This is a genomic window from Mesorhizobium sp. M0239 (assembly GCF_040321815.1).
Lineage (GTDB): Bacteria > Pseudomonadota > Alphaproteobacteria > Rhizobiales > Rhizobiaceae > Mesorhizobium.
This window is the reverse complement of the sequence record NZ_JAMYSG010000027.1, coordinates 50,146-74,141: the sequence shown is the minus strand read 5'-3', so window position 1 is coordinate 74,141 and position 23,996 is coordinate 50,146. Positions and strand designations below refer to the sequence as shown.

Annotated in this window: 20 protein-coding genes; 6 read left to right on the top strand and 14 right to left on the bottom strand. The window is 62.1% G+C overall.

Features of this window, described 5'->3' with window-relative positions:
* The first annotated feature begins 25 nt into the window (after window positions 1–25).
* The 3 genes from NKI99_RS25485 to NKI99_RS25475 all read left to right on the top strand — a co-directional run bounded on the left by NKI99_RS25485 (window position 26) and on the right by NKI99_RS25475 (window position 4,126).
* A complete protein-coding gene (locus tag NKI99_RS25485) occupies window positions 26–1,933 on the top strand; it encodes a propionyl-CoA synthetase (protein ID WP_023811605.1) in 1,908 nt (635 codons plus the stop codon).
* A 115-nt stretch (window positions 1,934–2,048) separates the two neighbouring features.
* The gene (locus NKI99_RS25480; RefSeq protein ID WP_023811604.1) at window positions 2,049–3,131 is read left to right on the top strand and encodes an acyltransferase family protein; all 1,083 of its coding nucleotides are present in this window, start codon (window positions 2,049–2,051) and stop codon (window positions 3,129–3,131) included.
* A 236-nt stretch (window positions 3,132–3,367) separates the two neighbouring features.
* Window positions 3,368–4,126, top strand: coding sequence for a metallophosphoesterase family protein (locus NKI99_RS25475; RefSeq protein ID WP_023811603.1), 759 nt, complete (start codon window positions 3,368–3,370; stop codon window positions 4,124–4,126).
* 74 nt (window positions 4,127–4,200) lie between these two features.
* On the opposite strand, the gene NKI99_RS25470 is transcribed toward NKI99_RS25475, so the two are convergent.
* The 6 genes from NKI99_RS25470 to NKI99_RS25445 form a co-directional block, all read right to left on the bottom strand.
* Complete coding sequence (locus NKI99_RS25470; protein ID WP_023811602.1) at window positions 4,201–6,588, bottom strand: polysaccharide biosynthesis tyrosine autokinase; 2,388 nt, start codon at window positions 6,586–6,588, stop codon at window positions 4,201–4,203.
* A 225-nt stretch (window positions 6,589–6,813) separates the two neighbouring features.
* Window positions 6,814–7,710, bottom strand: a complete 897-nt coding sequence (locus NKI99_RS25465) for a UTP--glucose-1-phosphate uridylyltransferase (RefSeq protein WP_013528099.1) — start codon at window positions 7,708–7,710, stop codon at window positions 6,814–6,816.
* A gap of 74 nt (window positions 7,711–7,784) precedes the next feature.
* Window positions 7,785–8,753: a glycosyltransferase family 2 protein gene (locus NKI99_RS25460; RefSeq protein WP_128302869.1), complete on the bottom strand. Its 969-nt coding sequence runs from the start codon at window positions 8,751–8,753 to the stop codon at window positions 7,785–7,787.
* Window positions 8,743–9,693, bottom strand: coding sequence for a glycosyltransferase family 2 protein (locus tag NKI99_RS25455; RefSeq protein WP_128302868.1), 951 nt, complete (start codon window positions 9,691–9,693; stop codon window positions 8,743–8,745). Before NKI99_RS25455 ends, NKI99_RS25460 begins: the two co-directional genes overlap by 11 nt.
* Window positions 9,693–10,688, bottom strand: a complete 996-nt coding sequence (locus tag NKI99_RS25450; RefSeq protein ID WP_128302867.1) for a glycosyltransferase family 2 protein — start codon at window positions 10,686–10,688, stop codon at window positions 9,693–9,695. The genes NKI99_RS25455 and NKI99_RS25450 overlap by 1 nt, the downstream gene beginning before the upstream one ends.
* Window positions 10,689–10,728: 40 nt before the next feature.
* Complete coding sequence (locus NKI99_RS25445; protein WP_352551141.1) at window positions 10,729–11,901, bottom strand: glycosyltransferase; 1,173 nt, start codon at window positions 11,899–11,901, stop codon at window positions 10,729–10,731.
* A 184-nt stretch (window positions 11,902–12,085) separates the two neighbouring features.
* Between NKI99_RS25445 and NKI99_RS25440 the strand changes: the two genes are divergently transcribed.
* Both NKI99_RS25440 and NKI99_RS25435 read left to right on the top strand, forming a co-directional pair.
* Window positions 12,086–13,582 (top strand): lipopolysaccharide biosynthesis protein, encoded by a 1,497-nt coding sequence (locus NKI99_RS25440; RefSeq protein WP_352612495.1) that lies wholly within the window; start codon window positions 12,086–12,088, stop codon window positions 13,580–13,582.
* A 52-nt stretch (window positions 13,583–13,634) separates the two neighbouring features.
* Complete coding sequence (locus NKI99_RS25435) at window positions 13,635–14,657, top strand: phosphoribosyltransferase family protein (RefSeq protein ID WP_023811596.1); 1,023 nt, start codon at window positions 13,635–13,637, stop codon at window positions 14,655–14,657.
* A gap of 143 nt (window positions 14,658–14,800) precedes the next feature.
* Here NKI99_RS25435 and NKI99_RS25430 read toward each other — a convergent pair whose 3' ends face one another.
* From NKI99_RS25430 to NKI99_RS25395, 8 genes are all read right to left on the bottom strand, one after another.
* Window positions 14,801–15,880, bottom strand: coding sequence for a glycosyltransferase (locus NKI99_RS25430; protein WP_023811595.1), 1,080 nt, complete (start codon window positions 15,878–15,880; stop codon window positions 14,801–14,803).
* A 75-nt stretch (window positions 15,881–15,955) separates the two neighbouring features.
* Window positions 15,956–16,405 (bottom strand): hypothetical protein, encoded by a 450-nt coding sequence (locus NKI99_RS25425; RefSeq protein ID WP_023811594.1) that lies wholly within the window; start codon window positions 16,403–16,405, stop codon window positions 15,956–15,958.
* Window positions 16,406–16,418: 13 nt separating this feature from the next.
* Window positions 16,419–17,861 carry a GMC oxidoreductase gene (locus NKI99_RS25420; RefSeq protein WP_352612494.1) on the bottom strand — a complete coding sequence of 481 codons (1,443 nt, stop codon included), beginning with the start codon at window positions 17,859–17,861 and terminating at the stop codon, window positions 16,419–16,421.
* A 92-nt stretch (window positions 17,862–17,953) separates the two neighbouring features.
* Window positions 17,954–19,285, bottom strand: a complete 1,332-nt coding sequence (locus NKI99_RS25415; protein WP_127267657.1) for a UDP-glucose dehydrogenase family protein — start codon at window positions 19,283–19,285, stop codon at window positions 17,954–17,956.
* Window positions 19,286–19,352: 67 nt separating this feature from the next.
* Complete coding sequence (gene exoK, locus NKI99_RS25410; protein ID WP_127289886.1) at window positions 19,353–20,210, bottom strand: endo-1,3-1,4-beta-glycanase ExoK; 858 nt, start codon at window positions 20,208–20,210, stop codon at window positions 19,353–19,355.
* A 148-nt stretch (window positions 20,211–20,358) separates the two neighbouring features.
* On the bottom strand, window positions 20,359–20,754 hold the full coding sequence (locus NKI99_RS25405) for a single stranded DNA-binding domain-containing protein (protein WP_023811590.1): 396 nt from the start codon (window positions 20,752–20,754) through the stop codon (window positions 20,359–20,361).
* Window positions 20,755–21,036: 282 nt separating this feature from the next.
* Window positions 21,037–22,059 carry a glycosyltransferase family 2 protein gene (locus NKI99_RS25400; RefSeq protein ID WP_023811589.1) on the bottom strand — a complete coding sequence of 341 codons (1,023 nt, stop codon included), beginning with the start codon at window positions 22,057–22,059 and terminating at the stop codon, window positions 21,037–21,039.
* Between the two features lie 95 nt (window positions 22,060–22,154).
* Window positions 22,155–23,285 (bottom strand): nucleotidyltransferase family protein, encoded by a 1,131-nt coding sequence (locus NKI99_RS25395; protein ID WP_352612492.1) that lies wholly within the window; start codon window positions 23,283–23,285, stop codon window positions 22,155–22,157.
* 512 nt (window positions 23,286–23,797) lie between these two features.
* Between NKI99_RS25395 and NKI99_RS25390 the strand changes: the two genes are divergently transcribed.
* Window positions 23,798–23,950 (top strand): lasso peptide, encoded by a 153-nt coding sequence (locus tag NKI99_RS25390; RefSeq protein ID WP_013891488.1) that lies wholly within the window; start codon window positions 23,798–23,800, stop codon window positions 23,948–23,950.
* The last annotated feature ends 46 nt before the right edge of the window (window positions 23,951–23,996 follow it).

Below are 23,996 nucleotides of genomic sequence, written 5' to 3'. Positions count from 1 at the left end.
GAAAACATTTCCCGGGGAGGTACGGATGGCTTCACGCTATCACGAGGTCTATGAAGGCTGGAAGCGCGACCCGGAGCGCTTCTGGGCGGACGCGGCTAGCGGCATCGACTGGTATTCGCCCTGGGACAAGGTGTTCGACGCCGCGGCCGGCGTCTATGGCCGCTGGTTCACCGGCGCCACCTGCAACACCTGCTACAACGCCATCGACCGCCATGTCGCGGGCGGGCGCGCCGATCAGATCGCGCTGATCCATGACAGCGCCATCACAGGAATGGTCAGGAAGTTCACCTATGCCGAGCTGAAGCGCGAGGTAGTTGCACTCACCTCTGTGCTGAAGAATCGCGGCATCGGCAAGGGCGACCGCGTCATCATCTACATGCCGATGGTGGCCGAGGCGGCCATCGCCATGCTCGCCTGCGCCCGCATCGGCGCGGTGCATTCGGTGGTCTTCGGCGGCTTTGCCTCGCATGAGCTTGCCACCCGCATCGACGATGCCAGGCCGAAGCTGATCATTTCGGCATCCTGCGGCCTGGAGCCGGGCCGCGTCGTTGCCTACAAGCCGTTGCTCGACAAGGCGATAGAGATCTCCCGCCATAAGCCGGACGCCTGCCTGATCCTGCAGCGCGACCAGTTGCGCTGCGAGATGAAGGAGCATTTCGACATCGACTATGCCGATGCGGTCGCCCGCGAACGGGCAGCGGGCGCCAATGTCGATTGCGTGCCGGTGCTGGCCACCGATCCGCTCTACATCATCTACACATCGGGCACGACCGGCCAGCCCAAGGGCATCGTGCGCGACAATGGCGGCCACATGGTCGCGCTGAAATGGACGATGGAAAACGAGTTCGGCGTCAAGCCGGGCGAGGTGTTCTGGGCGGCGTCCGATGTCGGCTGGGTGGTCGGCCATTCCTACATCGTCTACGGACCGCTGCTGCATGGCTGCACCAGCATCCTGTTCGAGGGCAAGCCTGTCGGCACGCCCGATGCCGGCACCTACTGGCGGGTGATAGCGGAGCATGGCGTGGTCGCGCTGTTCACCGCGCCGACCGCATTCCGCGCCATCAAGGGGCAGGACCCGAAGGGCGAGTTCATTGCCAAACACGACCTCTCGAAATTCCGCACGCTGTTTCTTGCCGGCGAGCGCGCCGACCCGGAAACCATCAAATGGGCGGAGCAGAAGCTAGGTGTGCCTGTGGTCGACCATTGGTGGCAAACCGAGACCGGCTCGCCGATGACGATCAATCCCGCCGGCCTTGGCCTGTTGCCGGTGAAATACGGCTCGCCCGGCGTGCCGATGCCCGGCTACGACATCCGCGTGCTCGACGATGCTGGCCATCAGGTGCCTCGCGGCACACTGGGCAATGTGGTGGTCAAACTGCCGCTGCCGGCCGGCTGCCTGCCGACGCTGTGGCATGCCGACGCACGGTTCCGCCAAGCCTATCTCGACGAGTTCCCCGGCTTCTACAAGACGGCGGATGCCGGTATGGTCGACGACGACGGCTATCTCTACGTCATGGCCCGCACCGACGACATCATCAATGTCGCCGGCCACCGGCTCTCCACCGGCGCCATGGAAGAGGTGCTTTCGGCCCATCCCGATGTCGCCGAATGCGCGGTCATCGGCATTGCCGACGCCATGAAGGGCCAGGTTCCGCTGGGCTTCGTGGTGTTGAACGCAGGTGTAACCCGCGATGTCGGCTCCATCGAGAACGAGGTGGTCGGCCTGGTGCGCGAACGCATCGGCCCGGTAGCCGCCTTCAAGACGGTGGTGACGATCAAGCGCCTGCCCAAGACGCGTTCGGGCAAGATCCTGCGCGGCACCATGCAGAAGATCGCCGACAAGGAAGAATGGACCATGCCGGCGACGATCGACGATCCGATCATCCTCGAGGAGATCACCAAGGCCCTGAAGGACCGTGGGATCGGCCTTTGAGCGGCTGAAGGCTTTGGCTTGTCGAGGCCGCTTTTCGGATCGACGAGCAATCTTTTATTGTGCAACGCAGCAATGCGCCCTACAGTGCTTGCGGGGGGCCATCGACACAGGTCGCATGGCTCAAAAGAAGATTACATTTGGCGGCGTCGACATCCTGCGCTTTCTCGCCGCCCTCATGGTCATGGTTTACCACTATGGCTTCTGGGTGTGGGCGTATCCGGACGGTGTTTCGGCGCGCGCGACGGGCGGCGTTCCCCCGCAGCCGGCAATAGGCGCCTGGGTCGAATCCGGCTGGGTCGGCGTCCAGATCTTCTTCGTCATCAGCGGTTTCGTCATCGCCTTCAGCGCCGAAAGGTCGACACCCCTACAGTTTTTCGAAGCAAGGGTGAAACGGCTGGCGCCGGCGGTTTGGATCTGCGCACCGGTCACGGCGGTGGTGCTGCTGCTTGTCGGCCTCAGTTGGCCGACCGATGCCGTTATCAGGCTCCTACGCACCGGCCTGTTCGTTCCGTACGCGCCTTGGGTGGACAGCGTCTACTGGACGCTGGGCATCGAGATCGCCTTCTATGCTATCGTCTGGATCTTACTCAGCCTTGGCCGCTTCCATCTGATGGAGATTGTGGCCGTCGCCATCGGCTTGGTCAGCACGCTGTTTTGGTGCCTGTATTACCCGCTCGGCTGGGCCGATCTTGCCGAAACACGCACGCTCGCCCTGCTTCTGGTGCATCACGGCGTTTTCTTCGCCACCGGCGTCATGCTGTGGCTGATGCGCTTCAAGGCGGTGACAGGCGCCCGACTTGCCTTCTGCGCCCTGTTCCTGGCCGGTGGTGTGCTGCAGATCGCCAGTTCGGTCGACGTTCATATCCTGAAGGTCGGGCGGGATATGCCGTTCGCGCCGCCGATCCTCATCTTCCTCATCGGCATCGCGCTGATGGCATGGTCGCTGCGGCTCGACCTTTCCTGGAGCGGCTGGCGCCGGATCGGCCTGATGACCTATCCGCTCTACCTGCTGCACGATGTCGTCGGCGCGGCCCTGCTCGGCATCCTGGTCCGCGCCGGTCTGCCACATCTGTTCTCGATGGCGGTCGTCGGCGCGACGATGATCGCGGCAAGCTGGCTGGTGGCGATCGAGGCCGAACCACGCATCCGGCTGCTGCTCGACCACACCGTTTTCCGTTATCGGCTCAAGGCAGCCTGACGACGATCCGGCATTACCGGCCCAACGGCCGACGTAAAGCATGTCGCGCCTGAGCGGATTCAGGCTTTGTTTCCACACAGGCCGTTCTTCCAAAACCGAGCTCATTTTTGGGCGACATGCATTGGCGGTCCCAACCCGGCGTGGTTGCATTTTCCACGATTGCGGAATTCTCCGTTTCGGGCAAGATATCAGGCGCTTATGCCTTCCGCATGAGAGTTCGCCTCGAGACGCCGCACGTGACCCTGTTCCAGCGAAAACCCCGCATCGCGGCGCGTCCGCGCCTGGATATCGACATGCAGGATGCCGTTGTCTACGCGATCGGCGACGTGCATGGCTGCTACAAGGAACTCCGCGCCCTGGAGCAGAACATCCTGCTCGATTCGCTGCGCTTCCAGAGCCGCAAGATCATCGTCATGCTTGGCGACTACATCGACCGGGGGCTCCAGTCGGCGCGGGTGCTCGATCACCTTCTGGCGCCGGCGCCGAAAGGGTTTCAGCGCATTTGTCTTGCGGGCAACCACGAAGTGGCCATGCTGAACTATCTCGACGGACATTTGTCGCGCGAGCCCTGGCTGGCGACGGGCGGCCTGCAAACCCTGTTTTCCTACGGCATCGATCCGGCGCGCCTCACCAGCCTCTACGGGAGCAGCGCGCAGATCGACAGGCGCATAAGGGAGATCATTCCAGAGGATCACGTCAGCTTCCTACGCGGGCTGCCGATCATGGTCCGTTCGCGGAAGTTCGTGTTTGTCCACGCCGGCATCAGGCCCGGCGTCGACCTTGCGGCGCAAACCGACCACGACCTAATTACCATCCGTTCGGACTTCTTCGAGGCAACACACCTGCTCGACCGCTGGGTGGTGCACGGGCATACGCCGGTGGATGTCCCGAAGCTCGAAGGGCGCCGGCTCGGCATCGACACAGCCGCCTTCCAGAGCGGACGCCTGACCGCCGTCAGGATCGCCGACAAGCAAGGCAGGCTGATCTTCTCCTGACGCATCGATGTTCAGGTGTGCTGACCTGAAGATCGATACACCTCAAAGTGGCCCCACGCGCGCAATGACCGATGTCAGACCGGCGCCTTGCCGCGCACTTCCGACTTTTCCAGATAGTAGCTCGAATATTTATCGAAGAACTTTTCCGAGCCACCGAACGATCCGTATTTGGCCAGTTTCTTCAAATCGACCTTGTTCAGCACCGCGCCGACGATCTTGTTGGCGACATAGGGTTCGGATTCCAGCATCGACCTGACCATCGCGCGAGGCGTGCGCCCCCACTCGGTGACCAGGACAAACCCGTCGACCAAGGGGGCGAAGGCCTTGGCGTCGACCACCGGTCCGAGCGGCGGCAGATCGACGACGATGTATTCGAACGTCTCCTTGGCGTTCTCGATGAAGCGCCGCATGCCGGCCGAGGAGAGAAGTTCGCTGGTATGCGAGAAGTGACCGCGCAGCACCGCCGGGATGATCGCCAGCTTCGTCTGCCTGTCGATCTTGCCGACAGACTGCCAAGTCTGGCCGCTGACAACCGCTTCCATCAAACCCTGCTCGGCTTCCATGCCAAGGCCCCGGCTGAGGCCGGGATTGCGCAAGTCGCCGTCGATCAGCAGCGTCTTGGCGCCATTGGCGGCAAGCAAGCCCGCGAGATTTGCCGCGACCGTCGACTTGCCCTCGCCGGGAAGCACCGAGATAATGCCGATGACGCGGCTGCCTTGCCCTTCCATCACGACGTCGAAGGCGATCTTGGCGCTGCGCAGCGTTTCGGAGAACATCGAGGCTGGAGAATCGATGCTGACCCGCATGCGCGCCCGCCTTTCGGCCGCCGACAGCGATTGAGTGGTCTTAGCGTCCACCTGGGTATCGCCCGGCTTTTCTTCCTTGCCGAGCTTGCCGCCGATCGTCGGCAGATAGCCGAGGAATTTCAGGTTGACGCGGTCGCGCACGTCCTCGCCGGTCCTGAAGAAGCGTTCATTGAACTCGTTCAGCCCACCAAAGCCGGCGCCCATCAGCAGGCCAAGCACCAGCGAAAGTCCGAGCACGACGATGGTGCGCGGGCTTGACGCGGCAAACGGCATCGAGGCGTCCGAGATGATGCGGATTTTGCCGACCGGGAAGGATTGCTGCTGCGCGGCTTCCTCGTAACGACCCAGGAATGTTTGATAGAGCGTGGTGAGCGCCGTCGCCTGCTGATCGAGTTCACGCAGCTTGACTTGCGTCTGGTTGTCGACGGAACTCTTGCCTTGCGCGGCCGCGACGTTGGCCCTGAGCGCGGTCTCGCGTGCCTGCGCCACCTCATATTCGTTGCGATAGCTTTCGGTCAGCTGCTTCAGCTCGCCGAAAATCTGCGTCGATATGTCGGCCTTCTCCTTGGAGAGAGCCACCGCCTGCGGGTGCTCGGGGCCGAAATTCGCCTCGACGTCCTGCAGCCGCTTGGCCACTGTGAGGTAGCGGGTCTTGAGCGCCGATATGACCGAACTGCTTGGCTGGTCGCTCGATATGGCGGCATCTTTGAAGGCGTTTTCGGAGCCGCTGTCGACAATGGCCTTGTACTGCTGGTAGCGGGCGCTGGCGCGTGCGGTGTCGGCCTGCGCCACGATAAGCTGGGCGTTGAGGTCGGAAAGCTGCTTGTCGCTCATCAGCTGGCCATCGCTGTTGGCGGCCAGCCCATGTTCGGCCCTGAATTTCTCAACCGCGAGCGAAGCTGCCTGCGAACTCTGGCGCAGCTCCGTCAACCGGCCCTGCAGCCACACCGCAGCCCGCTCGGTGGCATCGAAGCTCGCATCGAGCTGATCGGCGAGATAGGCATCGGCATAGGCCTTGGTGATGGCGTTTGCCAAGGCCGGATCCGTCGCCTGATAGCCGAGCGCGATGACGTAGCTTCGGCCGACGCGTTCCGCCCGGATCTCGTTCTGCAGCTTGAGGATAGCGTAGTCGCGGCGCGACGTGGCGATCAGCGCATCGCGGGCGGCGGGGTCGAGCTTGCTGAAGTCGGCGCCACCCGGAAGGGAAGGGCTGGGGCGGACATACTGGATCACGCTGCGGATGAGGCCTATGCCTTGGGCAAGCGCCGACTGGGGCGGATTCATGAACGTGTCGTTCTGGTCGAGCTTCAGCTTGTCGACGACCACGGCGGCAAGCCGCGTCGAGGTCAGGATCTCGATCTGGCTCAGGATGGCGGAATCGGTCTGCATGGTTGTCGACGCCGCCGAGATATCGTCGACAATCTTGTTCAAGCCTTCGTCGATCAGCACGCTCGCGACCGACTGATATTTGGGCGGCGTTGTCTGCAAATAGAACAGGCCCAGGAAGAGGCCGATGACGGCACACACGGCAACCACCTTGGCCTGCCGTGCGGCCATGCCAAGCAGCCGCTCGATATCGATGAAGTCTTCGCCGTCTCCTGCGTCCGAATTCGGCAATGGCATCCTCTTGTCGAGAGGAAAATTGGCATAATTCATCTTCGGTCCAATTCTAGAGCCGGTCCGTCGCAATGGGCTCTATCTCACTGTTTCAACATGATCTTTTCCGGAAACCGGGACCCACTTTCCGGGATCATGCCTTGGCTTGCAGGCGCCTCGAAGATCGGGAGCATCGCCAGAAGCGAAGCAAGCGTCGTGCCAGACGGCGAGAACCTGCCGGCCCCTCTTCGCCAGCCATCTGACCATGCTCCCGAAAGATGGGCATTATGCGGCTTCTTCCTGGCGTTCATGCGACCGGACGAACTCCTGAAGCATCTCGAAAACCGGACCCTTCATGTCATCGCGCGCCAGCGCGAAGGCGATGTTGGCCTGGATGAACCCTTCCTTGGAACCACAGTCGAACATGCGGCCGAGGAAAGGCTGGGCGAAGAACGGCTGATCCTTCGACAGACGAACCATGGCATCCGTCAACTGGATCTCGTTGCCGGCGCCGCGCTGCTGATTGCCCAGAAGAGCGAAAATCTCGGGCTGCAGGATGTAGCGGCCGTTGATGTAGAAGTTCGACGGCGCATTGGCCGGCGCCGGCTTCTCGACCATGGCCGTCACCTCGAAACCGCCACCGATCTCGGCGCCACGGCCAACGATGCCGTATTTGTTGGTCTCGCTCGGTTCGCAACGCTCGACGGCGATCACGTTGCCGCCCGTGCGCTCATAAAGCTCGACGGTTTCGGCTAGGCATCCGCGCCCGCCGAAGGACACCATGTCCGGCAGCAGCAAGGCAAAGGGCTCGTTGCCGATAACCTCGCGCGCGCACCAGACGGCATGGCCGAGGCCTTGCGGCGATTGCTGGCGGATGAAGCTGGTGGCACCGGCCACAGGCAGCATGCTTTCGAGCGCCTCCAGCTGGGTCTTCTTGCCGGTCTGCTCCAGGGTGCCGATCAATTCCGGATGCAGGTCGAAATAGTCCTCGATCACCGCCTTGTTGCGACCGGTCACGAAGACGATGTGCTCGATGCCCGCTTCGAAGGCCTCGTCCACCGCATATTGCACGACAGGCCTGTCGACCACGGGAAGCATTTCCTTCGGCATCGACTTGGTCGCCGGCAGGAACCGTGTTCCAAGCCCCGCCACCGGTATCACGGCCTTCCTGATTTTCTTCATCGCAAATTCCTTCTGAGGAGATCGACTTCAGTCCATTCACAGGCCACGAAAAATCCCTCCATGTGCCTGCATCTTCACCTCCCCGCCCCAACGGCAAATTGTGCCGCCATTCTTCGCAACCGCACGGCGATCGGCATGCCCATATGCCTGACCGCCGCCGGGTCGCTGAGCGCTGTCCGGATCGCCTTGAGCGGGGACCGCGCCTTGATGTGCTGTACCAGTGACAGAAACGATGCCGCCTTGCGCAGGCTGCGGCCGCGCCGGGCAAACGCGGCTTGCGCAGCCTCATCCATCGCATGGGTTTGAGCGAACTCGGCATCTGCCTGGCTCATCGCTTCGACGTGGTGAAGCTCGAGCACGCGCGAGATGGAGCCGCTGCGGATATGATAGGCATAGCCGATATCAGGCTCGACCACGCATTTGCCACCCCTGGCCAGGGCTTCGGCAAATAGGACGTAGTCTTCGCCGATCCTCAGCTTTTCGTCGTAGCGAAGCCGGTTTTCGTTCAGGAACTCGCGCTGGAAGATCGGCTTGAGATAGCCGAGGTTGAACTTGGATTCGAAGACAACGTTGCCGGCGATGTAGGTGGCCAGCGAAATCTCGCGCAAGCCTTCCAGATACTGCCGCGGAAACATCGCGTCCTCGATGACGCCATCTTCGCGAACGACCTGCAGATTGTCGACGGCGATCTGGGCATCCGCGCTTTCGGCACGAGCGATCATGGCCGCGAGCCGGCCGGGAAAGACCGCGTCGTCGGAATCGAGAACCGCGATCCATCTGCCTCGGGCGGCGTCGAGGCCGGCATTCCTGGCGCCGCCGGGGCCGCGGTTGCTGGCCAGGGCGACGACACGGACGATATCCCCTGGATAGGCCCGCGCCACGTCGAGCGTAGCATCGCGCGACTTGTCGTCGACGACGATGATTTCGACGCTGACACCCTTCTGGGCGATGGCGCTGGCAATCGCCCGATCAAGGGTCGCCTCGGCGTTGTAGGCGGCAATGACGAAGGAAACATCGGGGACAGAGCTGACGTCAGACTGCACGCTTGCCTCCCTCCTGTGGCGACGGCTGGCCATAGAGGCGGATTTCGCGGATGCCGACGAGGCCGCTGACGACACCGACATGCATAATGCCGCGCAGCACGCTGCGGTTCCTGCGGACCGGACTGACGACGACCGGAAGTGCCGAGGCGAAGCAATAGATGGCCTTTGCCGAGGCCAGGCCGACCTGCTTGACCAGGCCGATGCCGCTGGCGCTGCTGCCCAGGAGATGGCCATGCGTCTGGCCGACGCGGAAGCGGCGGCGGCCGAGCCAGTCGAATGCCGCCCTGGAGCGCGGCACCACTTCGTCGACCCAGGCCTCGGGCGAGAACGCGATGCGGCCGCCCGCCTTGTGCATCTGATCGAAGAATTCGGTGTCCTCGCCGCCGGTCTGGCCACGCGCCAGGCTGAAGCGGCGGCCGCGCAGGCTATCCGAGCCCATCCGCAGCAGAACATTGCAGGTGTAGCCGGTGCGGATCTCGCCGCGCACCCAGACGGGCAAGGTCGAATGGAAATCGCCGCGCCGCATCCAGTCCGGCGCATCTGGGCGATAGCGCGCCCTGACCGGGCCGAGCACGACGGCGACACCGCTTTGCTGCGCCATCACGACCAGTTCGGCGAGCCATTGATGCGTGGCCGTCTCGTCGTCATCGATGAAGGCGACGAAATCCGCTGTGCTCGCATCGAGGCAGGCATTGCGGGCGATCGAGATGTTGCGCGCCGGGGCATGCCGATAGTGGATCGGCACCGTCAATTCCCGCGACAGCGCCGCCACCAGGTCACGGGCCGTCGGGGTGTCGTCATTGTCGGCGACGATAATGCGGATATCGAATCCCGCCGGCATCTCCATGGCGTCGAGCGAGCGCAGCGTGTCAGCCAGCTCCGGCCGGCGGAACGTGCAGACGCCGATGTCGATGCTGCGGTTCTTTGTCGACACTGCCATCAGGCCACTCCGCGTCGCGAGCCGAGGCCGAGAAGCTGCAGCCAGAAGCCAACCGACCAGCCAAGATGCATGACCATGGCCGAGACACCGGCCAGCGCAACGTCAGCCTTGCGCTGGCGGATAGCCGTCACCAGTCCGTAGCCCAGGCACACCGACGCCCACAGCAGCAGCGGCACCGCCGCCAGCCAGTGCACGCAGGAGAAGGCCGCCAGCAGCACCACCGGGAACACCAGCAGCGGCACCATCTGCCTTACCTTCGGGATGACGCGATGCTTCAGCACATTCTTGGCACGCCCGCGACCGTAGCCGAGATACTGGAAATAGAGGCCTGAGAGCGAGGCGCGCGGATAGTAGACCATCTGCGTCTTGCCGCTCATCCAGATCTTGTAGCCGGCCTTGCGCAGGCGGTAATCGAGCTCGGCGTCCTCGTTATGGCTGAACGCTTCGTCGTAGCCGCCGACGGCGCCGAACGCCGATATCCGCATCAGTGCATGATGGCCGTGATCGATCCACTGTCCCTGCGAAAGATGCCGATGCTTCGAGCCGCCGGTGCCGAGCTTGGAGTTCTGCGCCGCGGCGGCCGCCTTCTGCACGGCACCGCTGCCGCTGGTCAGCATCGAAACGACGACCGAATCCGCTGATGTAGCCAGGGCTTCCTCGACCAGCCGGTCGCAATAATCGTCGGGATAACCGCCATGCGCATCGATGCGGATGAGATAGTCGGCACCATCGCCGAAGGTACCGACGGCGAGATTGATCGCCGCGCTCTGGATGCGCCGCTTGTTGTGGAGCAGGATGACCCGCGGGTCCTTGGCAATCACGTCCTCGACGATGGAAAGCGTGCCGTCGGTGCTGCCGCCGTCGGCGACGATGATCCGGGCGCCAAGCCGGGCGGCCGCGGGCCGCAATTGATCGAGCAGCGCACCGATATGGGCGGCTTCGTTCAGGCACGGGATAACGATCAGGCTGGATGAGGGTTTTTCCGTCGGCGTCATCAACCTCTGTCCATCTTGCCTCTGTCCATCCTTGGCCATCCTATGCCAATGCCTCGGCGGCAAAGGAGCCGGGCACGGCCGTCAGGCTGCGCAGCCGCTCGACAAGCGCCCGGCAATCGCTGCGATCGTAGCTCCAGGTCCTCGGATTGCGTGCCAGAACACGCCCTTTCAGCCTGGCGAAGCGATGCTCTTCCATCTTGCCGAGCACGGCTTCGAGCGCTTCGGGCGACGCCTGCGGCAACAGCACGCCGATATCCTGCTGTTTAAGGAACCGCCCGGTCTCGGTGTTGCCCATCGAGATCGGCACCGCTCCGAAACGGCAGCCTTCGTAGAGCCGGTTGGGCAGAAGCCATTCGGAGTTCTGCCCCGCTTCGAAGAAATCGATCGCCCAGGAAAAATGGACATCGTTGTAGATCGCCGCCATGTCTTCCGGATTGCGGTAGGGCCCGAGAAACGACAGCCACGGCTCGGCTTCGACAAAGCCGTGAAAGTCAGGGAATTCCGACAAAGCCGGACGTCCGCGCAGCACGATTTCAAAGCGGCCCTCCATGCGGCGGGAGAAATCGGCCAGCAGCTCGAGCGAGCGGCGGCAGCGCAGCGCACCGAACCAGCCGATCCGCCATGGCGGACCGGCCGGGCTCTCTTCAGCCTCCGGAGCGCCGGGCAAGATCGTCGCGGCCTCGAAATATTTGTTTTCGACCAGCTCGATGGGTGCCGCGACCTGGCCGAACGGCTTGAAATAATTGGCGATAAAGGCAGGAGAACTGGTCACCAGCAGCTTCACATCCCTGGCCAGAAAGCGTTCGGTGGCGCGCAGCGCCTTGCCCAGGACATCGTTGCGCAGCACAAGCCGATGAATGTCGAGGCACTCGTATACGATCGGGACCGATGCACCGAAGGCTGACCTGGCGCGGCGGGCAAGCGCCAGCATTTCCAGGTTGCGCGCGATGATGAGATCCGGTTTTGGCATGCCGCCAAGCTTCGAGCCTATCGAAACGGCTGCTTTGGCGACGGCCGCGAGGCGTTGGCCGAATCGCCCGTCACGCGTCGCGCCGAGGTCGATCGGCCGCAGTCCCTCGATATCCGCAATCGGATTCGCGGTGCGACGGAAGCCGGCCAAAGTGACCTGGGCCCCACCTGCCCTGAGCATCGTGATCCGCCGGCGCACCGCCGGGTCGGAAACGTCGTGCACAAGGTACAAGACATGCAGCATAAAAACTCGACCGCTGTTGGCCCACCCGAGGGAATGCTAGTACAGCTCTTGCTGCATCGCAACATTTTTGCTGCACGCATCGACGTTTTCTGTTGCACTGCAAAATTATTGCCGTAGTTTGTGGTCGGCGGCGGTCGTGGATTTCGGGCTCGGAAATCCACGTAAAAAATCAGGAATCCTGAATTTGGAAGCCAATGCATTCGATCCGCCAGAAGGCTCCTTGCGCAAGTCGGTTGGGCGCGGCGCGGTTGTCACGGCCATGGCGCAATCGGTGCGGGTCGCGACACAGATCCTGTCCGTCATCGTGCTGTCGCGGTTATTGTCGCCACAGGATTTCGGTGTCGTGGCGATGTGCGCGCCGGTGCTTGCCTTTATCGCCCTGTTCCAGGATTTCGGCCTGACCCAGGCGACGATCCAGAAATCAGGCATCCGGCATGAGGAGGTGAACTACCTCTTCTGGATCAATGTCGCCGTCAGCGCTATCCTGGCTTGCGTGCTTGCGGGTGCGGCGCCGCTGGTTGCTGCCTTCTACGGCGAGCCGCGCGTGACGGGCCTGGTGGCTGCGTTCGGGCTGCAGATCATGGCCTATGGGCTGGGCGCCCAGCATCTGGCGCTCTTGACACGCCGCATGCAGTTCGGCCGGCTGGCCGTCATCGACGTCGCCAGCGCCATTGCCGGGCTTGCGGTGTCGATCGCCTGGACCTTTATCGATCGCTCCTATTGGGCCCTGTTTGCCGGTACGCTGACCGGTGCCGTGTTGCCGACGCTCTGCTATTGGGCGAGCTCGCGCTGGCGTCCGGGCCTGCCGCGCAAGGTCGCCGGCATCGGCGAGCTGATCAATTTCGGCGCCGGCATCACCGGCTTCAACTTCGCCAATTTCTTTGCCCGCAACCTCGACAATGTGCTGATCGGCAAATATTGGGGCGAGGCGCAACTCGGCCTCTATGACCGCGCCTACAAGCTGCTTCTGTTTCCGCTGAGCCAGATTACCAACCCCTTGTCGAAGGTGATGGTTCCGGCGCTTTCCAGGCTTAAGGACGAGCCGGATCGCTACCGCAGCGCCTATCTGCGCGTCATGCCGCTGATCCTGCTGGTGGCGCTTCCCGGCGTCGCCTTCGCCACCGCGATGTCGGATGTGCTGATCCCCTTCGTGCTCGGCGAGCAATGGCGCGCAAGCGCCTCGATTTTCCTGGCGCTCGGCTTTGCCGGGCTGCTGCAGCCGCTCAACAATCCGGCCGGGTGGCTTTTCGTCAGCCAGGGTCGCTCCGGCGATTTCATGCGCTGGGGCATCATAACGGCCGTGACGTCGGTGCTGGCTTTCATGCTCGGCCTGCCCTATGGCGCGCTGGGCGTGGCGATCGCCTATGCGATCAGCGAATATCTGCGGACGCCGTTCTTGTGGCTTTATGTCGGCAAGAGCGGGCCGCTGCAGGCGCACCATGTGCTTCGCGCGGCAACGCCGTTCGTGCTTGGCGCCCATCTGGCGCTGGCCGCGATCTGGTTCATCAAGCCCCTGCTGCCCCAGCAGCATGTCGTCGCCCTGGCCAGCGGCGCCGTGCTCGCCTACCTCATTACCGTCGTCATCGCACTGGCATTCGCCTCCGGCCGCGAAGCCTTGCGCGAGGCCCTCAAGATGCTGCCGGCAAGGCTGCCTGCGGCGGCGGCGCGCGAAGCGCAATAATTTGGGCGTCTTCGACTGCTACGGACATCTCCTCCAGGACCAGGTCTGAACCATGCACTACCGATCGATCTCCGATATGAACGACGCCATCGTCAGGGGCCTGCACCGGCTGCCGCGCGACATCGACCTGGTGGTCGGTGTGCCGAGAAGCGGCGTTTTGGCAGCGACGCTGGTCAGCCTTGCCGCGAACATCCCGATGACCGATCTCGACAGCTTCCTGGCAGGTCGGATCTATACGTCTGGCGTCACCAAGCGCCGTGCCGCTCTCGACCGCAAGGTTTCCGAGATGCGCAAGGTGCTGGTGATCGACGACAGCGTCGCCGGCGGCAACGCCATGCGCGACGCACGCGCCCGCATCCAGGCTTCGGGCATCGAGGCGGAGTTCACCTTTGCCGCCGTGTTCGGCCTTGAGCCCCAGCACCAGGAAACCGACCTCGTCTTCGAAGTCGTGCCGCATCCGCGCATGTTCCAGTGGAACTTCATGCATCATAAATTCCTGGCGCAATGCTGCGTCGATATTGACGGCGTGCTGTGCCTCGATCCGACAGAGGCGGAAAATGACGACGGCCCGGCCTATGAGAAATTCCTCAGCGAAGCGCGGCCGCTCCATGTCGCGACCCACAGGATCGGCTGGCTGGTCACCAGCCGGCTGGAGAAATACCGCGCGCTCACCGAGGCATGGCTCGCCAAGCATGAGATCAAATACGACCAGTTGATCATGCTCGATCTGCCGAGCAAGGCGGAACGGCAGCGGCTCGGCGCGCATGGCAGTTTCAAGGCCGACTTCTACCGCAAGTCCGATGCCATCCTGTTCATCGAGAGCGAGCACGAACAGGCGCTGAGGATCACCGAGCTGTCAGGCAAGCCGGTGCTGTGCGTCGAAACGCATATGGTCAGCTTTCCCAACACGCTGTCGCTGCCGGCACTTGGTCAGGCGGCCAGGAACCTGCCGGCAAGGCTGCGGCAGATCAAGTCGCAAGAGGGCCGCAAGAGCGCCGCCAAGACCATTGCCCGCGCCCTGCTTGGCGCTCGCGGCTACGAGACGCTGAAAAGCCGGGTCAAACGCCCGGCCTGACCTGCTCAGGCGGCGCCGTTAGGGCAATTCCAGGAAAAGTGTGAACGGTTTTCCCGGGAAAAGCGCGTAGCGCTTTCCCTTGGGAATCGCGTCAAAACAAAGAGTTAGAGGAGTTCGCCGTTTCCGTGACATGGCGAACTCCTCTAGGCCGCCTGCCGCGCGCGCTGCTGCATGGCCCTGTCCAGTATCGAGAAGAAGGTGATGAACTGGCGATCGGGATCGAGTTCCGGGCGCCCGGCGAAGCTGCGGGCGAGGCTTGAAAGCCGGTCATATTCCTGGTTGTCGTTCCACAGCCGCCTGACGGCCGCGACCCAATCGGCCAGCGGAGCATCGTAATCCAGCACCACGCCACCGGAGCCGACAGCCTCGGGCAGACCGCCGCGCCGCGAGCCGACAACCGGGATTCCGCTGCAATGGGCCTCCGAAGCGACGCGGCCCCACGCCTCTTCCCACTTGCTGGGAGCAAGCAGGATCTTCGTGCGGCCATAGACCGTCTTCATGTCGCTGGTGCGGCTCTCCAGGACGACATTGCCCAAGGGAGCGATCGTCTGTTCGATCCGCGCCCGGTGATCGTCGTCGAGCTTCCAGCTTTCGACGAACAGGAATGGGATTTCGCGGCAGGCGCCGGCGATCCGCACCGCAAGTTCAAACCCCTTTTCCTCATAAGGGTTGATCAGCGTGACGAACTGGCCCGTCGTTGGCGTCGAGTAGTGCGCCGGGTTGATGGTGGGCGGGATTACCACCGCCTCGATGCCGAACTCCTGTCTGTAGGTACGTGCGGTGAAGTCCGAATTGGCGATGTAAAGCGCTGAATGCAATTCGCGCAGATCGCCGCCCAATTCATGGAACTCGACATTGCGGAGATAAACGACCAGAGGCACGCCCTCCGCCTGCAGCGCCTTGCCGATCGGAACCGATTTGTGACACTGGACCACGGCGACATCGGGTTTCAGCCTGTCGACGGCATAGCCCGCCGCTTCCCAGGGAAACCAGGCCCGCACCACCGGATAGCCGGGATAGCTGTCGACAACCGCCGGCTGCCGCAACAGCTTCATCTTGGCGCGCGCCTTGAAGCCGAAGACACCATCACCGAACAGGGCGGCGAGCACAGCGGCTTCATGACCGTGCTCGATCAGCTGTTCGGCCAGATGATGCGTGCTCGACTGAACGCCGCCGCTGAACTCAGGCGGGTAGCCGTTGCCGCCTGCAAAGAGAACTTTCATGATCGGGCTCCTTGTCGCATCTCGTATTCCTTGCTCGGAGACAACAGGCAAAGTCCGCCGCCTCTCTTTTCGACGTCAGGCAAGTTTCGGCGGCTCCAGATTGGCGAAGGGATTGGTACAGGATTGCCAGCCGGTAAATCGGATCGGGTCGTTGGGCGAACTGCGCCAGGCGTAGTCCGTCAGCATATGGAATTCGGCGACGACCCAGCGGTCGAAATGCAGCAGATCTTCCCGCTTCCGCTGGGGCAGCAAGCGGCGCGCGGCCCCCAGTTTGAGCTCCTCCACCAAGGTGACGGCGTCACTCAGTTTTTCGCTCGGAAAGTTCCATGGATTCCTGTCGCGGAACGCCAGCACGAACTGCTGCAGATGCTCGATGCGGATGTTCAACTTGCCAAGGTATTTTTCCAGCGTGACGCGCACCAGATCCTCGTCCGAGAACGAGGAAACGGCGGCGTAGGCGACCCCTGTCGAAACCACTCCGCCAGCCATGACGGCCAGGGCCGAGCGTCTGGAAATCTCGATCATGCGATACCTCCTTTCACGCGATCCGGCTCGCCGCCCGCAAGGACAGCGCTGCCGCGGTCAGGCTCGGGTTGGCGCAGGAGCAGCTCGGATAGGTGCTGGTGCCGACGACGACCAGATTTCTGAGCTGGTGGTGGATCATGCCGCTGTCGATGACCGAATCAGCTGGGCCCGTACCCATCCTCAGCGTGCCCTGGACGTGCGATTCGCTCGGCCGGATGCCGCGATCGAAGAGCTTTTCGACCGGCAGCGGCGCCAGAAGGCCCGGCAATTTCTCCAGAGCGCGCGCCATGCCCTTCACCGCATAGTCCGATGGCGCCTTGAAGCTGACGAAGGCATTCTCATCCTCGTCAAGCGTGACGAAGTTCTCGGGATCGAGCAAGTCCTCGGTGACCACGACAAGCGGCAGCGCCTGGCGTAGCCGCCCTTTTTCGGCACGCATCCCATGCTGCCACCGGTTCTCGAAATAGACCAATGCCGCCGCATGCTCCGATCGGTGAGGACCATCATAGAGACCGAAATTCAGGCCTGTTGTGATGGTGCTGCCGTCGAAATTGTCGACGCCGTCTAGATAGACCTCGAAATTCCAGCCGTAGGATTCATGCAGGCCGCTGCCGACGAATTCGCCGCCCAGGCCGGATCGCAGCATGATCGCCGCGCTCTGGATGGCATTGGCGCCGAGAATGAAGAGATCGCCGCTGACCTGGTATTCCTTGCCGTCATGGCTGAACGTGACCGAACGGACAGCGCCGCCGACGTGATCGAGCCGGCGCACTTCCGCACCGAGGCAGACCGAAACGTCGGGATGCTCGAAGACGTGCATCAAGCCGTTGTTGACGGTGAATTTGGCGTCGACCGGACACAGCCAGCAACGCAGATTGGCACAGCATGAGGTGCGTTGCGATGTCGGCAGCCGCGCCCGCGCGGTTGGCATGACGAAGTGCTGGCCGGGCTGCGCCGCCTTCATCATCCTGTCCGGTGTCGACATGCGATGCGGCGGTTGCGGAAACGGCTTCGAGCGGGGCAGCATCGCCGCCATGTCGGGATCGCCGGAGATCGACATGATGTCTTCCGCGTCGCAATAGAACGGCTCGACGTCGTCATAGCTGATCGGCCAGTCATTGCCGATGCCGTAGGTGCTTTTCAGCCGGAAATCATTGGGATGAAATCTTGGCGTCTGCGCGAACCAGCAGTTCGTCCCGCCACCCAGTCCGATCGTGTAGTTCCACGGCTTGTTGGAATTGGTCTTGTAGGTCGTCTCGTCTTCGATGTCGGTGTTGACGTTCTGCTCGAGCTGCCATTCATGGGTGTTGTGGCGTCCCCACTCCAGCACCAGAATGCGCGCCTTTCGGCGCTTGGCGAACTCATGCAGGAAGAAGGCCGAACCGAAGCCGGAGCCGATCGCAACGAGATCGAAATGGTCCTTGGTGATTTGCCCCGGCTTTACGTCCAGCACCATCGGCTACAACTCCACACAGAAATACGCGCTCAGTCCCAGCGCCCGCAGGCCATGTGCGGACCGGTCTTGCATCCGTCTGCCAGGACCTGGTCTCATGCCGCCATTCTGCCGATCGAGTGATATTCGATGCCGTGGCGGGCGATGACCTTGGGGTCATAGAGGTTGCGGCCGTCGAAGATGACCGGCGTAATCAGCGCATCCTTCACCGCATCGAAGGAGGGCGCACGGAAGCTCTTCCATTCCGTGGCGATCAGCAGCGCATCGGCGCCGCGCAGCGCCGCCTCCTTGGTGCCGCACAGAAGCAGGTCGTCGCGCAGTCCGTAGATGGCCTGGCATTCCTGCATCGCCTCGGGATCATAAGCCTGCACATTGGCGCCGGCCTTCCAGAGCGCTTCCATCAGGACGCGCGCCGGCGCCTCACGCATGTCGTCGGTGTTGGGCTTGAAGGCCAAGCCCCAGAGCGCAAAGGTCTTGCCTTTGAGGTTGCCCTTGAAATAGCGGTCCACCTTGTCGAAGAGAACCGATTTCTGTGCGTTGTTGCGCTCCTCGACGGCGCGCAGCAGCTTGGCGTCGAACTTGACGCCTTCGGCGGTCTTGATCAGCGCCCGCACGTCCTTGGGGAAGCACGAGCCGCCATAACCCAGACCCGGATAGATGAAATGGTAGCCGATGCGGGGATCGCTGCCGATGCCCTTGCGGACCTCCTCGATGTCGGCGCCGAGCTGTTCGGCCAAATTGGCCATCTCGTTCATGAAGCTGATCTTGGTCGCCAGCATGCAGTTGGCGGCATATTTGGTGAATTCGGCGCTGCGCACGTCCATCACGATCATCTTCTCGTGGTTGCGGTTGAACGGCGCGTAGAGTTCGCGCATCACAGCCTCGGTGTCCTCGCTGTCGGTGCCGACGATGATGCGGTCCGGCTTCATGCAGTCGGCGACCGCGGACCCCTCCTTGAGGAACTCGGGATTCGAAGCGACATCGAAAGCCAGGTCCTCGCGGCCTCTTTTCTTCAACGTGTCGGCGATCCTAGCTTTCACCTTTTCGCAGGTGCCGACCGGCACCGTAGACTTGCCGACGACGATCTTGGGTTTGTCCATTTCGCGGCCGATGGTCTCGGCGACGGCCAGCACATATTTGAGGTCGGCCGAGCCGTCCTCGCCCGGCGGCGTGCCGACCGCGATCATCTGGATCTCGCCATGCCTGACCGCGGCGGCGGCATCGGTGGTGAACTTGATGCGGCCGGCAGCATGGTTTTCCTTAACGAGGTTTTCCAAACCGGGTTCGAAAATGGGAACCAGGCCCTGGTTGAGCCGCTCGACCTTGGCGGCGTCGATGTCGACGCACACGACCTGGTGCCCGACTTCGGCAAGGACCGCAGCCTGCACGAGGCCGACATAGCCAATTCCAAACACCGTCAAATTCATTCGGTTTCATTCCCATGCAAGGCAGCGGACCGTTTTCGGTCCCGCCGGTTCAAATCGACTTTCCCAACTACTTTACACTGCATGCCAGCGATTCCGGAAATTGACAGGGTTCGCCGAGCGCCGTGAAGGCAACCCGCTCGATCTGCAGGGAAAGCTTGCGGCCCGGATCCGCGAACGCTCCCATCCAACCCTTCATCGTATCGCTGCCCCAAAAACTGAAGAATATCTTCTGTGCATGGCTGGGCAGCTTCGCCGGGTCGGTAATCGTGTTCACCAGCTGGCCGTTGACGTACCATCGCAAGCTGTCCTTCTGCCAGACGAAGGCGTAGTCGTTGAAGGCGTTCTCCGTGCCGCCCGGCACGTCGACGAGCTTCTCGTTCTTGCCCTTGCCCGCGATATAGGCATTGACCTGCACCTTGGAGGTGTCCTTGGTCAGGACCTCGAAGTCGATCTCGTCCCAGGGCTGCTTGTCGCTGGGACCGATATAGGTGAAGAACGCCGCGTTGAGGCCGGAGCCGGTATCGGTCTTCAGCCGTGCCTCATAGGTGCCGTAGCCGAAGCGCTGCTTGGTCTGGATCTCGCCGCAGACGTAGTCGCGATCCTTCAACGTCTGCTTTTCGAAGCCGAGCGACAGCACATTATTCGACAGTCCGACCATGCCTTTCGACCAGGTGCAATTCTGATGGCTGCCGTTGTTCCAGCCGTCGGAAACATACCAGCGCGCACGATCGAAGCTTTTGAAATCATCGACGAAGGACGGCGATGTCGGAATGTCCTGGGCGTAGGAAGGGGTTGCCACGAAAGCGCCAAGAGCAGCCAGCAGCAACGCACCGAGCGACCCCAGCCGCCGCCGGGCGGCTTGCCCGGCCCGATATGAGAGAGACGGTGCGTCAATTGCTGTCGTAGGTTTCGGATTCGAATTCATACCAAACTCACCTTTGCGCTGTGTGTCCCCAACCCAAAGTCGACGTTCGAACCGCTCCTGAACGGGCCAACCTTGACCTCCCTTGTGACCCTCTCGATTGCTTCCCGCCCTGCATCAAATCTGTTGCAACAGTTCCGAGCCTTCACGTTCAACCTCTGCCTGCACCTGCCGGCCAGGCGAATTCCGCCGAGGTGGCCGAATCGGCATTCTCGTCGAAGACCATATCCAGCGAATGACGGAGCTCTTTCATCATGCCGTCCTGGCGCGACAGCGCCGCGATGCGGCGTTCGCAATTCAGGATCGACTGTGTCAGTGCGCTGACTTCCGAAGACCGCTTGTCGGAAGCTGAGCCGTTTTCCATGGCTTCGACCAGGAAGGCGGCGTTGGTCGACGTTGTCCGGTAGCGATTCTCAAGCCCGGTTCTCTCGGCCTCGATCTCGGCCGCAATCTGCTCGAACAGCTTTGCCAGACGATCAAGACGTGAAACATCGGCCTGCCGGTCGCGGGCCGGATCCCTTGATCTGAAACCGAATATCGAGGCCATGGACTCAGGTTCCTGTCATCGCCGGCTTGTGGGCCGGGCTTCTGGCCGATCCCCGCAGCCGGGGCTCAAAAACTCGTGTTGCGTTGTCCTGCTCCGGAGAGACATCAGACCAATCCGATCGGGGGCCAGTTCGGCTGGTCGTCCACTATGCTGCACCGCAACATAGACTGCCATCGTCGGAGCCGCGAGGCAACCACCCAATTCGTAAACTCATAAATCCGGCCGAAATGGTTTCCGTGATGACGTGCCGCGAGGACAAATTGCAAGCACCGGGGTCCGCTCTCAGCGTTCCTTGCCCATGCTGGTTCCGGCCATCAGAAAACGCCGCGGCGGGACATGTTTTTGGCTGGACATAAGGCCGACGCGACGAAACAGCGCCTCGAGCTTGTCGGAAGCCACGCCCTGGACGATGGGGACGAGGTTGGACAGGCTGGCGAAAGCGTAAGCCGCAGCCGATGCCAACCCCCGCTCAGCCTTGACGTCAAGGAAATTGCGCAGCCGATATTTGTCGCGCACGTGCCGTTCATGCCGCCTTAGCACCGCCTTCGAGCCTTCTGGCAGACTGTCTATCGCCAGCAGCGCCAGATCCGCATCGGCCAAACGCTTCAGGTCCTGGGTCTTGTGGCGGCCGCTCAGAGAATCGGCGCGGACGACGGCGCCGTAGCCGCAGGAGCGAATGACCTTGAACCGTGCCCCGCATGCGACCGCGCGGGCGTAGAGTTCATAGTCCTCGCCCAGCCGCAGGCTCTCGTCGTAGCTCAACCCGTGGCGGTCGAGGAAGGCACGGCTGATCACCGGCTTCAAAAAGCCCAGTTCGCCCCTCTGCACGCGGCGCCTGGAGATGTTGCCTTCGACGAAGCGCTCGAAATCGAGGAATTCCGGATCGGCGGCAAATTGCGGCGCGACGATTTTCGTCGCGTCGCCCGTCGCATCATCCCTGATCAGCATGATGTTGTCGGCTGCGAAATCCCAATCGGCGCCGGCAAACAGGTTGCGAAACCGGCCTTCGAGGAAGAAATCGTCGGCATCAAGAATGCTGATGAACGGCGATTTCGAGCCGGCGATGGCTGCGTTGCGGGCAAAGGAGGGGCCGCGATTGACATCGAGGCGCATCACGGAGAGCCGCCCGCTGCCATCATCGGCGGATCGTGCGACATCGGCGGTGTGGTCGGTGGAGGCATCATCGACAACGACGACCTCCGCCACTTCCGGTTCGCGCAACGCGGATGCGATGGCGACGGCGATTGTCGCTGCGGCGTTTTTTGCCGCGATGATCACGCAGACCTCGGATTTCGTCATCGACATGGATTTGCCTCTCGTACAGGTAATATCGATTTGCCCTCGCCCCGTACTCCTTCGATGCCCTACAGAATTGCCATCAGCACCCGATTTGCCTTCATTCAGCGACTCCCCGGCCGCTCGAAGATACGGCGGCTGATATCGGCGGACGCCGCCCAGCCGGCTTCGGCCAGATAGCGGACCGGCGCGCGGCCGCACAGTTCCCACAGCACCGTTCGCCGCTGTGGCCACCGCAGCGACGGCAGCCACGGCGCGATGACCATGCTGAGCAGATCCTCATTGCCGATGCGCGACAGGATCCTGGTCGCGCGCTGCGACAGCAGCGTGCCAGCACCGCCGAGTAGCACATCGGCGGCGCGCAGGCCAAGCAGCAGCGTGTCGTCCAAACCTTGCACGGTTGCGGCATCGAGCAAACGCTGCTGATCCGCCTCGTCGAGTCGGCCGGCGCTGGCGCTGATATCACAGACGTAGCCCGCGCAAGGTTCCCGGTTGAAAAGTGCCTTGGCAACGCTGATGCAGGACAAAAGCAAAGTATCGGCAACCGAGGTGAACGGCACCGTCGCACCGGCGATTTCGACCTGTCGTTTGCGCCGCAGGAACCCGTCCGCGTCGCGCGGGCTTGGCGAGCCGGGCTGCTGGAGGCGGTAGTGGAGATCTACCGTGGACGACCTCGGCCCGTCGTCCCGGGTCATGTGCTGTTCGCCGAGGAAGCGGACCCACCAGACGGAGTTCGACTTGCCTGATACCTCATAACCGATCTTGCGAAGGGCATCACGCGCCCTGACAAATCCGAGCGGCGAAACCAGAATGTCGACATCGCCGGACGGCTTCATGAAGTGGTCGTCGTAGAGAAGCTGCTGCTGGAACGGACCCTTCAGAAAAACAAAATCGATCTCGCTGGCGCGCAGCACATCATGGACCGCCATGGAATCCATGATGCAGGACGCGTTCATCGAAACCGTTCTCCTGCGGTAGGTGTCGAGCCATCGGAAAAGCTCAGGCGGCCTCTCAAGCGCGGGTGCGCGCGAAAGGGCCTTGAGGACAAAGGTGGCGACCTTGTTCAGCCTGGCGATGTCGGCAATTTTGGCACCGTCCAGATCACGCATCGAAATGTCGCCCGCGCCGGCGTGCGGCCCGGCAAAATAGAATCGCAGGCAGGCCTGCACGTAGGCCACCTCGTCGGCACAGCCGGCGGCGCGCAATCGTTCGTATGAGCCGTCAGGCAATGCCATTTAGCGCACAATCTCCAAAGAAAGCGGTTTGCGCGAACACTTATGCTGCATGTGCGAAGCAAACATCACCAAAAACCTCGGTGCCGTAAAGCCTTTCCTTTTGCAGTGCGAATTTTTGCAACCGAGCGCCTATCGAGATCGCGTCGGAAAGAAGTGAGAACCGCGGCTGAAATGTCCTTGTCAGGTCTTTTGCCGATCCCCGGCCGAATTTTCCAAACAGAAAATTCTTTCCATTAGCGACGCCTAAAAATAGGCACAAAGCAAACGACTTATGCAAGCAAAATCACATGCTTAAAGAATCAGCGCGGGCGCTGCCATCGTGCCCAAGGAATCGGCTAAAAAGTGACAAGTTTTAGGCATGGCCGCTCATGTCCTGACGCCAGCAACGTAATTGATTAACGGAAGGTAAAACAGTCTTGACTCATAAATGCTGCCGTGCAGCTATTGCATTGCAGCATAAAAGTGCTGACGGCACTCGACAGGCCGTTTCCAGTCCTAAATCGGAGAGTAAAATGGAACAGAATGTTGAAAAGCATGAATACGAGACACCAAGCCTGACGGTTCATGGTTCGATTGAGACCATCACCCAGGGTGGCGGCGGCAACACGGCGATCGACGCATCGTTCCCCGCGCACACGCCGATCGGCGACCTGACGTTCTCCTGAGACTTATAGCCGTTTCCAGAGTGACATTTCGGGACTCTGGATTCAA

Bases quoted from the DNA above. Each gene is read 5' to 3' on its own strand.
- NKI99_RS25485 (WP_023811605.1), top strand. From the start codon at position 26: ATGGCTTCACGCTATCACGAGGTCTATGAAGGCTGGAAGCGCGACCCG.
- NKI99_RS25480 (WP_023811604.1), top strand. From the start codon at position 2,049: ATGGCTCAAAAGAAGATTACATTTGGCGGCGTCGACATCCTGCGCTTT.
- NKI99_RS25470 (WP_023811602.1), bottom strand. From the start codon at position 6,588: ATGAATTATGCCAATTTTCCTCTCGACAAGAGGATGCCATTGCCGAAT.
- NKI99_RS25465 (WP_013528099.1), bottom strand. From the start codon at position 7,710: ATGAAGAAAATCAGGAAGGCCGTGATACCGGTGGCGGGGCTTGGAACA.
- NKI99_RS25455 (WP_128302868.1), bottom strand. From the start codon at position 9,693: ATGGCAGTGTCGACAAAGAACCGCAGCATCGACATCGGCGTCTGCACG.
- NKI99_RS25450 (WP_128302867.1), bottom strand. From the start codon at position 10,688: ATGACGCCGACGGAAAAACCCTCATCCAGCCTGATCGTTATCCCGTGC.
- NKI99_RS25445 (WP_352551141.1), bottom strand. From the start codon at position 11,901: ATGCTGCATGTCTTGTACCTTGTGCACGACGTTTCCGACCCGGCGGTG.
- NKI99_RS25435 (WP_023811596.1), top strand. From the start codon at position 13,635: ATGCACTACCGATCGATCTCCGATATGAACGACGCCATCGTCAGGGGC.
- NKI99_RS25430 (WP_023811595.1), bottom strand. From the start codon at position 15,880: ATGAAAGTTCTCTTTGCAGGCGGCAACGGCTACCCGCCTGAGTTCAGC.
- NKI99_RS25425 (WP_023811594.1), bottom strand. From the start codon at position 16,405: ATGATCGAGATTTCCAGACGCTCGGCCCTGGCCGTCATGGCTGGCGGA.
- NKI99_RS25420 (WP_352612494.1), bottom strand. From the start codon at position 17,861: ATGGTGCTGGACGTAAAGCCGGGGCAAATCACCAAGGACCATTTCGAT.
- NKI99_RS25415 (WP_127267657.1), bottom strand. From the start codon at position 19,285: ATGAATTTGACGGTGTTTGGAATTGGCTATGTCGGCCTCGTGCAGGCT.
- exoK (WP_127289886.1), bottom strand. From the start codon at position 20,210: ATGAATTCGAATCCGAAACCTACGACAGCAATTGACGCACCGTCTCTC.
- NKI99_RS25405 (WP_023811590.1), bottom strand. From the start codon at position 20,754: ATGGCCTCGATATTCGGTTTCAGATCAAGGGATCCGGCCCGCGACCGG.
- NKI99_RS25400 (WP_023811589.1), bottom strand. From the start codon at position 22,059: ATGTCGATGACGAAATCCGAGGTCTGCGTGATCATCGCGGCAAAAAAC.
- NKI99_RS25395 (WP_352612492.1), bottom strand. From the start codon at position 23,285: ATGGCATTGCCTGACGGCTCATACGAACGATTGCGCGCCGCCGGCTGT.
- NKI99_RS25390 (WP_013891488.1), top strand. From the start codon at position 23,798: ATGGAACAGAATGTTGAAAAGCATGAATACGAGACACCAAGCCTGACG.